This is a genomic window from Sulfidibacter corallicola, assembly GCF_017498545.1.
Classification (GTDB): domain Bacteria; phylum Acidobacteriota; class Holophagae; order Acanthopleuribacterales; family Acanthopleuribacteraceae; genus Sulfidibacter; species Sulfidibacter corallicola.
Map to the genome: position 1 here is coordinate 8,836,732 of NZ_CP071793.1, position 14,461 is coordinate 8,851,192.

The following is a 14,461-nucleotide window of genomic DNA, read 5'->3' on the forward strand; positions in this document are numbered from 1 at the left end:
GTAAGCCCGCTGGGCCGACACTTCGAAGCGCGAATCTTCGCAGTGCCCGCATCCAAAGAGGGTCGTAAAGCCTGTAGGTTGAGCAGCTTGAGGCTGTGTGAAAACCCTGAATTCCCTCGTTTCGGCCTGCACCGGTTCTTTTTCTTCACCGGCCGTTCCGGCCGTTCCGCAACTTAATCCTTATCTTGTTGGCTTTGGGGTGATGGTTTCTGTCTCCTTTTTCTGGTGAGGTAGCACCTGATCTTTTAATTAGCTTGGTTAAAACAACTTACAACTCAGTCGCGGTATTATTCTTACAGAGCTTCCATCAGTCTTTCTTGTCCCATGATGTTGAAGAACCTCTTCATGTTGTAGGCCAGGGCCGCCAAGTTCATTTCTGTCCTCACGTTCTCCATTCCTTTCGTTAAGAAACTCCCATACTGGAAGCTCGCCTTTAGCACCCCAAACGGATGTTCCACCAGCCCTTTTCGGGCCTTTTGCAGGAAGCCCTTTTTCTTGCTCTCCCGCTCTAACTCCTCGATTTGATCTTCATATGCGCTTCTCTCGATCTGTCGACCGCTTTTTGCGGTGGTGCATTGATCTCTGAGCGGGCATCCTTTGCAAGCCTTCGTTTTATAGATGGTTTTCGCTTGTTCTGAGCTCTTCTTTTTCAAGGGCTCCAACACCTCTCCGTTCGGGCACGTGTAGGTGTTCGCGTCCCTGTCGTAAACGAATGCCTCTTTCGTGAATCGACCCGATGTCTGCTGCCGGGTTCTACAGGGAGGCACCCTCGGTGTAATCCCTTCATCCAAACACTTCGCCATTTCCTGATGGCTGTAATATCCTTTGTCCGCTACAACCTCGCACTTTTCGATCCCCAGATTTTCCTTTGATTTTAGGCTGATCCCACTCAACTGGTCTTTATCGTTTCGCGCTTGGTTGACATCCACCGCCGCCACCAGCTTGTGCTTGTGATCCACTCCGATTTGCACGTTGTAACCCACTGTCTTCCCATGCCTTCCCCTCATTGCACGGGCGTCCTCATCTGTAAGAGATACCTGACTATCTTGGCTCTCCTTCAACCGAGTTTCGGCCTCCTTCAATTCCTCCTTTTGCTCCGTCAACTTGCGGATTTTTTCTCTCAGCTCTTTCTTGGTCGCCTTTTGAACCTTTGCCTCTTTCTCGTCCTGCTTGGTCAGCTTTTCCAGGTAGTCTTCGATGCGTTCTTCGATCTGGCTTATCACCTTCGCCAAACGCGAGGCATTGAAGTTCCGTGCCTGGCTGTTGACTGCTTTGAACTTGCTGCCGTCAATACCGAGCAATTCACAGCCGAACAATTGGTTCTTTTTGCAGAGTAGGGTGAACTGGCGAAATACCCCAGCGATCCCCTTTTTGTTGTTCTTGCGAAAATCGGCAATCGTTTTGAAGTCGGGTTTCAGACCACGCATCAGCCACATCAGCTCTACGTTCCGATGGGTTTCCTTTTCGAGGCCTCGACTGGAACGTATCTTGTTGAGATATCCGTAGATATAGAGCTTGATCAGGTCCTTGGGATCGTAGCCAGGGCGCCCGGTTTTTTTAGGTTCGGAACGTACGAATTTAAGTTCTTCCATGTCGAGCGAGTCGACAAAAGCATCAATAAACCGAACCGGATTCTCCTCAGCAACAAAGTCGTCCATGAGGGGAGGAAACATCTGGGTTTGATCACGAGGAGTGCCTGAAATGTATCTCATAAAACACGGATACCTCACTTGTTTTAAAAGACTTATAGCACAAAATTGCGCAAAAATAAACGTAAAATACTGATAAATATACATGTTATGAGTTTTCACACAGCCTCAGCTTGCTCAACCATTCGAAGCGAGGTAACTTTCAGTAATTCAAGCTCGTCAAGAGCGAAGTGTCGACGTTGGCATATCCGTGTTCATCGAAGAACGAGCGGGCGAGGTGCCCGCAAGTTGAGAGATTCGTCCTGCCTGTAAATGAGGGTACTACCCAGGCCAGCTTGCTCCATCATTTGAAACTGGCCGTCAGGGAGCGCTCGTATCCCGGAGATGGTTGCCAAATGTATCTCTGCCGAAGTAATTCCTTCTGATTCCTTCAACCGAAACCCCCAGCGATTTCGGTTATTGGCCCCGAACTTCCGATCTCGATAGCTCCGCTCTTTGGCTCAATACTTCGTCGAAGCCGAAGTCGCTTCGATTGGTGGAGCAGGCTGCTCCACCTACAAGCACGACGCCACTCTCACCTTACGGGCACTCCAAAGAGACGCACTTCGACATGTCGGTCGGGCCGGCTTACCGCCCCTGACCAATTTACTGCCATCGCAACACTTTTGGGCTTGCCGGCACTCCGTAGATTGGCCCCGAACTTCCGATCTCGATAGCTCCGCTCTTTGGCTCAATACTTCGTCGAAGCCGAAGTCGCTTCGATTGGTGGAGCAGGCTGCTCCACCTACAAGCACGACGCCACTCTCACCTTACGGGCACTCCAAAGAGACGCACTTCGACATGTCGGTCGGGCCGGCTTACCGCCCCTGACCAATTTACTGCCATCGCAACACTTTTGGGCTTGCCGGCACTCCGTAGAGCACCGTGGCGATTCGAGCCCCGGAGCAAAACGAAAAAGGCGGATTCGGACGACGTCCGAACCCGCTTGATCAGTTTGGAGGATTTTCGTGTCGTTACGGCTCGTAGTAGACCGTCAACGTCACGCCCGAGAACGCGTTGTAGCCGCGAAGGCTGACGTGCCAGGTTCCGGCTTGCGGACTCGCCACATCTACCGATTCGCGGTTACCGCCTATGTAGGGACGGTAATCCCAGTCGTCTTTTGTGGGCTGTGCCCCATTTCGCACGTACAGGTCGGCATCGCCGCTTCCACCCTCGATGTCGATATCCAACTGGCTCGCACCTGCCGGAATCTCGATGGTGAAGTGCAACCAATCACCATGGGCCGCCGCCAAATCGGTTTCCGTGAAACCCTGGCGGGTATCGATCTGGTAGGAAGCCGTGAGCTGGAGATTACCGAAGCTGTTGTAGGCCCGAATACCGATGAAGTACTCACCCGCGCTGGGGTTCGCCACCGTGCAGGTTTCGTTGTTGCCGTTGCTGTAGGGACGGCAGTCCCAGTCGTTTCGGGTGGGCTGGGCGCCCAAACGCGTGTACAGATCGGCATCACCGAATCCACCGCTGATTTCGAACGTCAGGTCGCGTGTGTTTTCCGGCACGATCATGCGGAAGTACAACCATTCATCCTGGCTGGCACTCAATCCCTCGATCGTCTGGCCGTTGCCGATGACCGGAATGCCCGAACCCATTTCAACGGTGATCGTCACCGAATCGGATTCCGTCGCTCCGGCACTGTCGCTCACGGAGGCAGTGATGACATGGATGCCTTCCGAGAGGGTCGAGACAGAGAAGGAAGCGCCGCTGCCGATGACGCCGTCCCTGGAAGACGACCAGGAGAGCGATGCCGCAAGATCGCCGTCTTCCGCATCGTCGGCACTGCCCGCGAAAGAAACCGCGTCACCGACTTCATAGGTGGCACCGTCGGCGGGCGCCGTGATGGATACCACCGGTGATTGGTTGGGGGGACCCGCTTCGGTCGAGAAGTGAGCCGCCCATCCGTGCCCGATCGTGTTGTCGTCCGAAACGAAGCGGAAGGTCAGGGCACCGCTGGGATTCGTGGCCGTGACTTTCCCCGGCGAACTGATGTTGCAGTACGTGCCCACCAACGGTGCGGAAGTATCCGTACCATCGTAGATTTCCAGGTAGTCGTACAGGCAGGTCCGATCGGAGGGCTCCATGCTGAAGGCGCCAAAGGTGAAGGTCAACGGGTTGCCGCTGGGTGGGACGATGGTCATCACCCGGTTTTCGTCGTTGGCATAGGAACCGTAACGGCCGGAATCGATGAAGATGCCCGATTCCGCCTGAACCGTACCGGACTGCATCGTGTAGACCTGAGTCGCGTCCGTGTCCACTTGTTCGATGAGTGAGCTCCAACCGGGGCCCGTCGTGTTGTCGTCGGTGAGGAACCGGAAAGTCAAGGCCCCGGAACCGTTCGAATCGCTGGCGCTGACCACACCCGGAGAATTGCTGTTGCAGAAGGTTCCGATTTTGGTGGCGCTTGTGTTGGTCCCGTCGAAGATTTCGAGGGTGTCGTACTCACAGTCGGCGTCATCGCCCTCCATCAGGAAGGAAGCGAAGGTGACCCGCAGCTTTTGGTCGGCCGATTGAGGGTGGAACGTCAACGTCTGGTTGGTGTCGTCGCTGTAGTCGGCGTATTTCCCGCCGTCGAGGAAGATACCACCGGACGTGGTCTCCTGACCGTTTTTCATCAGGTACTCGTTGCCGCCCGGATCCTCCAGGGTGATGAACCCACTCCAGCCGGGTCCGGTGCGATTGTTGTCGGAGACGAAGCGGAACGTGAGTGCGCCCTGTGCGTTCGAGGCGGTGATGATGCCCGGCGAGCCCGCGCTGCAGAAGGTGCCGATCGCGGGCGAGGACGTGCCGGTCCCGTCGTAGATTTCCAGGTAGTCGTACTCGCAGTTCTCGTCCACATCTTCCATCATGAAGGAGGTGAAAACCACGCGCAGCATTTTACCGGCTTCACTGGGCGACAGGGTCATGGTTTCGTTGTATTCGACCCCGTAGTTCCCGTGCAGACCGGGATCCACGAAAACCCCGGAACCCGTGGAGAACGTGCCCGACTGCATGATGAAGGTGGTATCGTCCACGTAGTCGAAACCCGCTTCCCAGCCGCGATGGTTACCGCTGCCATTGGCGATGAACCAGAACGTAATCGCACCGGAAGCATTGGTCGCGCGAATCACACCGGGTGAATTCGAGCCCGTGTAGGTTCCGATGAGCGGCGCACTGGTCGACGTGCCGTCGTAGATCCGGAGTTGGTCGCTGTCCGCAAGCCTGAATTCTGCGAAGGAGAAACGCAGCATTTGGCCGTTGTCGCGCGGGTAGGCCGTCAACGTGTGGTCCACATCGTGGTCGTAGTAACGGGTGGGCTGGGCGTCGGTGAAGGTACCCTTGTGGATCAGGGCCGTACCCGGATGCATGGCCAGGTCGTCGGATACCTGAATGTACCGGCGGCGATGGGTTTGGTGGGTGGCACCAGAGGCCGTGTTTACCGTGAGCACCACGTCGTAGGCGCCGGCCTCGGCGTAGGTGATCGGCGGCGGCGTGGCGCCGTTGTGGGCGCTCGGGCTCCCGCCGGGAAACGACCAGGACCAGGACGTGATCGCACTGGAACCGGAAACGGATCGATCGGTGAAGTCGACGGATTCGTTCGGCGTGATGCGTTTACCGGAAGCGAGGAAGGAGGCGCGAACCTGGCTCCCTACGATACCGGTATCCACCAGGTTGTTCTGGGTCCACAACTGGTTGCGCAACGCGACCTGGGAGTTGAGGGCCGCGTGCATGCGGGTGACCTGCCCCTGGGAGAAGGCGATCGGACACTTGGCGTAGTCCATGAAGTTCTGGACCATGTCCAGGCTGCCACAAGTGGATGCCGAGGTGTCGCACCCGCTCGTTCCGGAGCAGTTCGGCGTGTCGCTCACGCCGTCGTCCTCGCTGCAGGCCTCGGCGCTGCCGTGGGTGCCCGGACCCCAGGTATGCCGCAAATTCAGCGAGTGGCCGATTTCGTGAGTGAGTATCGAGTGGTAGCCGGGCGTGGTGGCACCCAGGGCCCAGGTGGAAATGACGATGCCGTCAAGGTCTTCCAGGCCGCTACCTTCGTCCACCTGCGACGGGAGATAGGCCCAGGCCGAACCGTTGCTGCCGTCCGAACTCTGAACGACCCACACGTTGAGGTATTTGTCGTGAGGCCAGGAGTTGACGCGTTTCAGCTCCGGGTAACTCCAGAGGCCGTTGTAGGTGTGAATGGTGACGTCGCGCGTGATGCCGCTGGTCGGGTTGCCGTCGGGATCGCGTTGCGCCAGCACGAATTCGATACGGGGATCGGCCACGATACCGGCGAAGGCTGGAACGATGTCGTCGAAGACCCCGTTCTGGGCGTTGAACTCGCGGTTCACGATCTCGAGCGCCTCGTGGATCTTGGCGTCGGTCACGTACCCGTCGTTGCCGTTGTCGCTCTGCCAGGTCATGACATGGAACACCACCGGAATCGTGTAGATCGGAGCCTTTTTCTCCGAATCGGAAAGTGCGGAAAAGCGTTGAAGGTCGAGTTGCTGTTGGGCTTCCGCCTTGCGGTGGAGCGCCTCCAGCTCCGGCTGTTGTCGGTAGAGCCCGTGAATGTGTTTTTGAAGGGAAGGCCCGACACGGCAGGGTCCGCCCGTTTCGGGCAGAGCCAATAGGGGAAGGGCCGCCTGGACGAGCAGAAGGAAAAGGAGCAGTGAACGCATATGCTCTCCTCAAATCAAGAATGGATTATCAATGGCGAGGTATCGAAATAGACAAATGAAATTTATCTGATATACCAAAGATGTACATAAATTTTTCGAAATGTTTACCAATTTGTCAATCCCTATTCTTACCGGGGCCGTCCAGGTTTCCCCTTGCGACTGGCCTTTCGACCAATCCGAGCAGGGCCGTACACCCTTTTGGCGTTGCCAGCCTCAGCCAAAAAAAATGCGCCCGTTTTGGGCGCACTCATGAATTCAGATATTTAGAACCCTTGGCCGGGTCCATGCCAGGTACTGGCGGCGATGACCGTTTCGAAGGAACCGCCCGTGCCTCGGTTCCCGGATGTTTCAAAAAAACGCCTGACTCGCTTAGCGGCTAGGAAGGCTAGATTCCCTCGGTCATACGATAGATGTAGCTGTAAATGGAGCGATCGCGATTTTTGTCACGGCGAAAGGAAGGTAGGGGAGAAGCCACCGTACAAACCGGAACCACCTCCACCCGAGCCTCCGCAATGCCGAGCTCGATCAATTGGGCGCGAGCCATGCCCTTGAGATCGAACAGCCGCTTGGTGCCGCCCGCCGGCGCCGGCTTCAGGTGCGAAGCCAAGGCCGGGTCTTCCGCGAGCCACGCTTCGTAGAGGTCGCGGTCGACCTCGTAGTTGTCCGCCGAAATGGCGGGGCCGATGAACGCGAAAACCCGCGACATGTCGAAGTGCCCGGTCAGGCGTTCGACGATGCCCGCCCGAAAACCGCGCCAACCCGCGTGAACCGCCGCGATTTTGTGGCCGTCACTCAACACGACCGGCAGGCAATCGGCGGTTTTCACCACCAGCGCCACGCCGGGAAGTGTCGAAACCAGCCCGTCGCCCTCGTGGTAGCTCCGTTCATTGGCAAAATAGGCGTCGTCCCGGATAGCCACACCGTGAACCTGTTTCAACTGTCGAACCTCGAGGCCCAGCTCGTCGAGAGATTCGAGTTCGAGGCACGAGCCCATGCGAACGGGGCCCATCTCGGCACTCCAGCATCCATTCGAAGCCAAACGGTAATCCATGCATACCTCTATCGTTCGCGTCATGTCGCGTTTGTGCACGCGGGCCATTGCCGGGAATTGTCTCACGGGGTGCCCACCCAGGCCAATGCGCCCGCTCAGGAAGCTTCGGGGTGTGCCGATTGCGTCAGTTCGGCAGGGGTGTAACCGAAAGTCTTGATGTAGAGTTCCACCAAATCGAAGGTTTTGGGATTGTCTTGAATGAGACGACTCACCGCCTGACGCCAGCGACGGGCACGTGGGCGGTTCTTGAACAGGCCAACCAGGTGTTTGCCCACGAGGGAGAACTTGAGGCCCGAGGCGACTTCCCGGCGGGCGTATTCGTTCAGGGCCGCCATCAGCCCCAATTCGTCGATCGGCTCCCGCGGCGGCTCGCCGAAGATGACGTGATCCGCTTCGCCGAACAGCTCCGGCTGCTGATAGGCCGCGCGACCGACCATCACCCCGTCCACGTGTTTCAAGTGTTCCTTGGTTTCCGCCAAAGTCTGGATCCCACCATTGATGACGATGTCCAAATGGGGAAAGTCTTGTTTGAGTTGGTAGATCAAATCGTAGCGCAGGGGAGGCACGCTGCGGTTTTGGGCGGGGCTGAGGCCTTTCAGCCAGGCCTTGCGGGCGTGCGCGATGAACAGGTCGTTGCCGCTCTGGCTGACGATCTCGATAAAGCGACAGAGATGTTCGTAACTGTCCAGGTCGTCGACACCCAGGCGGTGCTTCACGTTCACCGGAATCGAAACCACGTCGCGCATGGCCGTGACCACTTCCGCCACCCGCTCGGGTTCCTTCATGAGGCAGGCACCGAAGCGGCCCCGTTGAACACGGTCCGATGGGCAACCGACGTTCAAGTTGATTTCGTCGTAGCCGTATTCTTCACAGACGCGCGCCGCGGTGGCGAGTATCTTCGGATCGTCGCCGCCCAATTGCACGGCGATCGGGTGTTCGATGGGATCGTATTTCAGCACGCGATCCAGGAAATCGGAATTCAGATTGTAGGTGATCGTGTTGCCGACCACCATTTCGGTGTAGAGCAGGGTTCTCTTGGTGAACTGGCGCATCATGAACCGGAAGTGGCGGTCGGTATAGGCCATCATCGGCGCCACGCTCAAACGGTGGTAATCCTTCAAGTACGTTTCTCCAGATTCGGCCCGTCGGCCGAACGAATGCAAATCGAACGAAATCGGCCCATCGCGTGCGGGCGATGAGCCGGTGTCGGGTGGCGCGTGGCGCCTACTCGGTGGCGGCGGCGGTCAGCTCGGAAGGGAGCTGAAACTTACTGTCGGGAATCTTGGCGTTGATTTCCGTTTCCTTGATGACCAGGTTCATCTGCTGGCCCATCACCGAGACGTTGGTCTCCATCGGGATCTGGAAACCCTTGTGGATGTCCTTGTATTGGTGGAAGGTGGAAATCACGTTCATCTGGCCCATGGCACTGGTCATCAGCGCTTCCGTCTTGAGGATCAGGTAGGTTTCCTTGTCGATGTACTGAACCATTTCCATTCCGGCGTTGGTGACGATCTTGATTTTGTGGGTCGCTCGATCGCCGACGTTCTCCTCTTTCAGGTAGGCCACTTCCTTGTAGTGGTCGCGCCAGTTGAGGATGGCCTTGAAGTCGTTTTGCAGCAGGAGGTTCTCTTTTTCCTGGCCTTCCAGTTTGCGCGTCCCCATCATCGGGTTCTTTTCGTAGCATTCGGTACCGTCGCAGCCCTGCTCCGCCACCATCGACATGCCCTGCCCGACGATTTCCATTTTGGTGTAGAGTTTCCCACCGTCTTTCATGAGAACCTGGAGGTCCGCGGTCAGCCCCTGGGGCATGGTCGCCTGTCCGTTCAGGATCAGACTCGTGATTTCCTTGGCAGCGATCTCGCCGCCCAGAACCTTGGCCGATTTGTCCAAAACTTCGTCGGCTTTCCCGGCCAGCAAGACCGGAGTCATCAATAACCAAAGCACCGCAAGTGTCGTTTTGGTCGCATTCATGGGAAAACTCCTTCTCTTCTGAGGTGTCCGGCATGGGGTCGACGGAAAAAACCGTCGGGACACCTTTGAAACTTGTCGAATCGATAATTGTAACTCGGATGACCCGAAGTTGGCGAATTGGAGGAAATGGCGCGGTACAACCCGGGTTTCGGTGCGCCCGGCTTCAGGCGAGCGCGGCCCCGGGTGGGAACCGCGTGCCTTCGAGAGCCTCGATATCGTCCGGGCTTACCCGCTTTTTCCCTTTTGGGCACGAATCCAGGCCAAGGCGGCTTCCATGGCCGCGTCCTGTTTGTGACCCAGGCTCTTCGCCGTGTGGGGCGTCTCTTCGTCGGGTTTGACGCCGTTGCCTTCCAGATGGCGGCCGCCTTCGCTGACGTAGTCGGCGATGGCGTATTGGAAGCGGTCGCCATTGGGGAGGAGCTCGATGATCGAGGGCAGGGCCGCACCGGCCGAGCGGGTTCCGAAGACGCGGGCACGTCCGAGATCCTGCAGGCCCGCCGCGAAAATTTCGCTGGTGCTGGCCGAGCCGCCGTCGATCAGGACCGCCAGCGGCTTGTCGTAGATCGGTTTTTGGGGGAAGACCGCGAAATTCAGGCTACCGCCCGTGTTGTTCATCACCCCCAGCTTGGCGTTTTCCGAGAGCAGCCGGTTGGCCAACGCCACGGCGATGAATCCGATCCCGCCGCCGTTGCCGCGCAGGTCGATGATCATGCCGTCCGTTTCGGCGAACGTCTTGAGGGTCTCGTTGTCGAAGCGGGTCTTGACCTCGGGAATGAAGACGTTGAACGCCATGTAACCCACGTTGGACGGCAGCACCCTGGATTCGTACTCGAAATAGATGGTGGGGAGATTGAGCAGTTGCTTGGGTTCACCGGCGGGTTTGGAGGTGGTGAGGCTGACCTCGAAGGTCTTGCCACCGTCGGCGACCTTCAACTTTTTCGTTTTTCCGGGGAAATCCTCGAACAGGGAGTTCAGCGTGCGGGTCAGGTAGAGCCGGCTTTGGGCTACGGAGCTGTATACATCCTTGATTTTGGTCACCACCGGCGCAAGTGGTTTGCCCTGGAGTTCCAGGATGCGACATCCGACGCTCAGTCCTTGTTTCGCGGCCTCGTCCGTCAAGTCGACGACGTAGACTTGATCGTCGACGAGGGCGACCTGAATGCCCAGCGTGCCCGGTCCGCCTTCGGAGAAGTCGCCCACCAGGCCCTCCAGCTCGTTGAACGAGCCGGAGCCGTAGACGTGGAAATGGCTTTGGCCCAATTCACCGATCATTCCGTTGATCACGTCGTGGAGTTCGGTGCGATTTTCGGCCTTTTCCGCCTTTGGCCGGTATTTTTCTTTCATGGCCGCCCAATCTACGCCGGTCGCTTCCAAATTCCAATGGCGGTCCTTGATGGTCTGCCAGACCTTGTCGAAGGAAGCCATGTCCTCGGGCGAAGCTGCGTGGATCGGCGCCAGAAAAAGAGATGCTGCCCATATGGCGAAAACCAACTTCATAACGTCCCCTTAGCTAAATTTTTGAGCGTGCGAAGCCGTGGTCAAGGGCTTCGACGTTATATTTGTCTTTCAGGTCGGACGATTCTTACCGCCAAAGTGAACGATATCGGTTTTTCTTCGGTATCGCTTCACAAACGGCGCCTCGTCGGGAACGATGCGCCGCACTCGGGAGTCGGTGCAGGCTCCATCCAACCGGTCGATCTCGGTGAGGGGAGATCGCACCGTTTCCGGATGGGCACATGTTAGCACTCTACGGGAAAAAGAGGCCCGTGATGTGGATTCGGTGGAGAGGGAAGGAGATGACTTTAAAACTGACGCATGTGTCAACTTTGTGTTGACAGTGTCGTTCACTTCTGGGAATCTAGAATCCCATTCCACTCACATCGGGGCTGGACCCGGGGCCTACCCGTCCACCCACCTGGAGATGCCGATATGACACAGAATCGACGGATCGGCGTGATTGGTGCCGGGCCTTGTGGCATTACCGCGCTCAAAAACTTGCGCGATGCGGGTTTTCAACACATCACCGTATTTGACCGTAACCGGGACGTCGGCGGGAATTGGCTCTTTTCCACCGAACCGGGCCATTCCAGCGTCTTCGAGACCACCCATACCATCAGTTCCAAGAAGTTGTCCCAATACGACGATTTTCCCATGCCCGAGGACTACCCCGATTATCCCGGGCACCGGCACCTCGCCAGCTATTTTCAAAACTACGCTCGTCAGTTCGGGCTTTACGAACACATCGAGTTCGGCACGACCGTGACTCGGGCCGAGCCGCGCGACGGCGGAGGTTGGCGGCTTTCACTGCAAAGGGAAGCGGGCGAGCCGACCCAGGTCGAGGAACGTGAGTTCGACGAGTTGGTCGTTTGCAACGGCCACCACTGGGACCCGCGAATGCCGAGGTATCCGGGTCAGTTCGGCGGACGGCTGCTCCACTCCCACGACTTCAAGAGGGCGGCCCCCTTTGCGGGCGAACGGGTCCTGGTCATCGGCGGAGGCAATTCCGCCTGCGACGTGGCCGTCGAAACCAGTCGGGTTGCCCAGAGGACCGACATCAGCATGCGTCGCGGGTATTGGATCACGCCCAAATTCATGCTGGGCGTTCCCACGGACATCATGAACGAACGGCTGCTGTGGTTGCCCAAACCCCTGCGTACCTGGGTTTCGGAAAAAATCCTCTATTTCCTGCGTGGTTCGAACCGCTCCTATGGGTTGGCCCAGCCGGACCACCGCTTCGGTGAAACCCATCCGACCCTCAACTCGGAATTGCTGTACTTCATTCGCCACGGCAAGGTGACGCCCAAGCCCGACATCGAGCGGTTCGACGGCCACCGGGTTCATTTCAGCGACGGCAGCCAAGGCGACTACGATTCGGTGATCGCCTGCACCGGATACCGCATCTCCCATCCTTTTTTCGACAAGGCGACGGTCGACTATTCGGAGGGTCCGGTGCCTCTCTATTTAAAGATGTTCCCCAACGGGCCGAAAAATCTGTATTTCATCGGGCTTTTCCAGCCTTTGGGCAGCATTTGGCCCTTGGCGGAACTGCAAGCCAAGATCCTGGCCCGTTACCTGGTCGGGACCTGGCGATTACCTTCCGATTTGGGCAGGGCGATTCACGCGGAGATCCATCATCCCGATTACCATCAGTTGGATACGCCGCGTCACACGATCACGGTGGGATACCACGCCTTCCGCAAACGGCTGTTGAAGCACCTGCCGGCGCCTATCGCTCAGGTCCCGGCAAACAAGAACGTTCGCAGTAGTTTGACTGGGGCCTGAAGGCCGATACCGTGCCCACCCAGCGAACTTCACGGAGCATTCCCGCGAGGTTTCAGCGCTGGTTGGGCACTTCCACAAGGATATGCGGACACGCACCAAATCTGGGGATACTAGGTACACCTAATCATCACAGACATTTAGCCGATACCTGATACCTGATACCTGATACCTGATACCTGATACCTGATACCTGATACCTGATACCTGATACCTGAAGGCCGAGCCGTGCCCATCCAGCGGCCCCCGGTGAGGTTTGTCGCGAGGTTTCCCGCGCTGGATGGGCACACGCTCATTTTCCGGCCGAGCTCGTTTCCACACTGGCGCGACCCGCGACGCGGGCCATCCCGCCCTGGAATAGGTCGGAGAGAAAATTCGCCATCGCCAGCGGCTCGATTTCCGGGTCTTTCGCCATTTGGGCCAATATTTCGAAGCCCGCTCCGGCCATGACCCAGGTCATCCATTGAACCGGGGCGCGGGGCATCATGCCCGAATCCATCGCCCGTTCCAGGTCGGCGGCGAGCTCGGAAAACAGCGCACTCACCAGTTGGCCGTCCGCGACCAGTCCGCGCAACACGGCCTGGTTCCGCGAGACCAGTTGCAACAGCTCGGGCTGGTCCCGAAACATGTTGAAAAAAGCCAGGAAGGCGTTGGCCAGAAAACCGTGGGCGTCGCGCGCTTCGCCGCGAGCCCGTTGGACGCGACCGCGTAGGTCGCCGACGATGCCGTTCATCAGTTCCTGGAACACCGTTTCCTTGTCTTGAAAGTAGTTGTAGAAGGTGCCGGGGGAGAGGCCGCTCTCACGGACAATGTCACGGACCGTGGCGGCGTCGTAACCGATTTGGGCAAAAACCCGCTGTCCGGCTGCCAGGATGGCCTGACGATTTCTGATTTTTTTGAGTTCTCGTGCGCCCATCTGGGCGTGTGGGTCTGTGGTTTGGTCCCGATTGTCCAAAGGGATTCACTCCTTCACGAAAAATGATGGTGTGCATTTTCGAAGGGAATCGCCCGAAATCGATCGCGGGCAGGGAATGGGCGTCCGTGTGGGAAAGTTACAGGACGGGTCGGTCGTCGGCTCGGAACGGGTGTGGTTCGGCATGAAGGCCGATGACTACAACCCGTGTTCGCGGCGCACGTGATTCAGAAGGGCGTCGGCGCCGGACGCGATCAGGTCGAACGTGTGCACGAAGCCTTCGGACCCTCCGTAGTAGGGATCGGGCACGTCCTCGGTGGCGACGTCCTCGCTAAACGACAGAAATAGATGAATCTTGTCGCGATGACGTTCCGGCGCCATGGCCAGCATATCCTCGTAGTGGCTGCGATCCATGGCGAGCAGGTAGTCGAACTCCTCGAAATCCCCGTGCTGGATCTTGCGGGCCCGTTGTCCCGAAAGGTCCACCCCGCGGTCGCGCGCCATGCGCACGGAGCGCGGATCGGGTGGTTCGCCGACGTGATAGCCGATCATGCCGGCCGAATCGATCGCGAACCGATCGGCGAGGTCGCGCGTGTCCACCAGGTCACGGAAAACGCCCTCTGCCGTTGGGCTGCGGCAAATGTTCCCCGTGCAAACGAACAATATTCGGATCATGTGAAACCTCGTTTTCTTGATCTGAGCCACGAAGTACCTATTATGGTCAATTCTTGCGGCGCTGTCAGCTCGGAGACCGCCAAAAATTCGCATGATCTCGATCGAAATAAACGTTCTATTCGAACGCGTCAAAGGCTACAATAATCCTACTTGATTCCCAATTTTGAATTTTACCTTTAGATTCTGGATTTCTTGCGGTGTGCCAATTAACAGGGCTGCC

General features: G+C 57.7%; 9 protein-coding genes. 1 reads left to right on the plus strand and 8 read right to left on the minus strand.

All coding sequences use genetic code 11. From position 1 onward, the window contains the following. Positions 1-293: 293 nt before the first annotated feature. From J3U87_RS26855 to J3U87_RS26890, 6 genes are all read right to left on the minus strand, one after another. Positions 294-1,712, minus strand: coding sequence for an IS1182 family transposase (locus tag J3U87_RS26855; protein WP_237377403.1), 1,419 nt, complete (start codon positions 1,710-1,712; stop codon positions 294-296). A gap of 950 nt (positions 1,713-2,662) precedes the next feature. Continuing rightward, positions 2,663-6,352, minus strand: coding sequence for a CUB domain-containing protein (locus J3U87_RS35060; RefSeq protein WP_272932426.1), 3,690 nt, complete (start codon positions 6,350-6,352; stop codon positions 2,663-2,665). Positions 6,353-6,737: 385 nt separating this feature from the next. Then, positions 6,738-7,403, minus strand: a complete 666-nt coding sequence (locus tag J3U87_RS26875; protein WP_237378873.1) for a purine nucleoside phosphorylase YfiH/LACC1 family protein — start codon at positions 7,401-7,403, stop codon at positions 6,738-6,740. Positions 7,404-7,498: 95 nt separating this feature from the next. Then, positions 7,499-8,524: a tRNA dihydrouridine(20/20a) synthase DusA gene (gene dusA / locus J3U87_RS26880; protein ID WP_237378874.1), complete on the minus strand. Its 1,026-nt coding sequence runs from the start codon at positions 8,522-8,524 to the stop codon at positions 7,499-7,501. Positions 8,525-8,627: 103 nt separating this feature from the next. Further along, a complete protein-coding gene (locus J3U87_RS26885; protein ID WP_237378875.1) occupies positions 8,628-9,374 on the minus strand; it encodes a LolA-like protein in 747 nt (248 codons plus the stop codon). A 225-nt stretch (positions 9,375-9,599) separates the two neighbouring features. Continuing rightward, the gene (locus J3U87_RS26890) at positions 9,600-10,871 is read right to left on the minus strand and encodes a S41 family peptidase (protein WP_237378876.1); all 1,272 of its coding nucleotides are present in this window, start codon (positions 10,869-10,871) and stop codon (positions 9,600-9,602) included. A 432-nt stretch (positions 10,872-11,303) separates the two neighbouring features. On the opposite strand from J3U87_RS26890, the gene J3U87_RS26895 reads away from it, so the two are divergent. Next, complete coding sequence (locus J3U87_RS26895; protein ID WP_237378877.1) at positions 11,304-12,656, plus strand: flavin-containing monooxygenase; 1,353 nt, start codon at positions 11,304-11,306, stop codon at positions 12,654-12,656. 289 nt (positions 12,657-12,945) lie between these two features. Here the strand turns inward: J3U87_RS26895 and J3U87_RS26900 are convergent, their stop codons facing one another. Together J3U87_RS26900 and J3U87_RS26905 are read right to left on the minus strand one after the other, a co-directional pair. Next, on the minus strand, positions 12,946-13,608 hold the full coding sequence (locus J3U87_RS26900) for a TetR/AcrR family transcriptional regulator (protein ID WP_237378878.1): 663 nt from the start codon (positions 13,606-13,608) through the stop codon (positions 12,946-12,948). A 156-nt stretch (positions 13,609-13,764) separates the two neighbouring features. Beyond that, positions 13,765-14,241, minus strand: coding sequence for a low molecular weight protein-tyrosine-phosphatase (locus tag J3U87_RS26905; protein WP_237378879.1), 477 nt, complete (start codon positions 14,239-14,241; stop codon positions 13,765-13,767). Positions 14,242-14,461: the final 220 nt, after the last annotated feature.

Excerpts from the sequence above, each read along its gene's own strand:
- J3U87_RS26855 (WP_237377403.1), bottom strand. The coding sequence starts at position 1,712 with ATGAGATACATTTCAGGCACTCCTCGTGATCAAACCCAGATGTTTCCT.
- J3U87_RS35060 (WP_272932426.1), bottom strand. The coding sequence starts at position 6,352 with ATGCGTTCACTGCTCCTTTTCCTTCTGCTCGTCCAGGCGGCCCTTCCC.
- J3U87_RS26875 (WP_237378873.1), bottom strand. The coding sequence starts at position 7,403 with ATGGATTACCGTTTGGCTTCGAATGGATGCTGGAGTGCCGAGATGGGC.
- J3U87_RS26885 (WP_237378875.1), bottom strand. The coding sequence starts at position 9,374 with ATGAATGCGACCAAAACGACACTTGCGGTGCTTTGGTTATTGATGACT.
- J3U87_RS26890 (WP_237378876.1), bottom strand. The coding sequence starts at position 10,871 with ATGAAGTTGGTTTTCGCCATATGGGCAGCATCTCTTTTTCTGGCGCCG.
- J3U87_RS26895 (WP_237378877.1), top strand. The coding sequence starts at position 11,304 with ATGACACAGAATCGACGGATCGGCGTGATTGGTGCCGGGCCTTGTGGC.
- J3U87_RS26905 (WP_237378879.1), bottom strand. The coding sequence starts at position 14,241 with ATGATCCGAATATTGTTCGTTTGCACGGGGAACATTTGCCGCAGCCCA.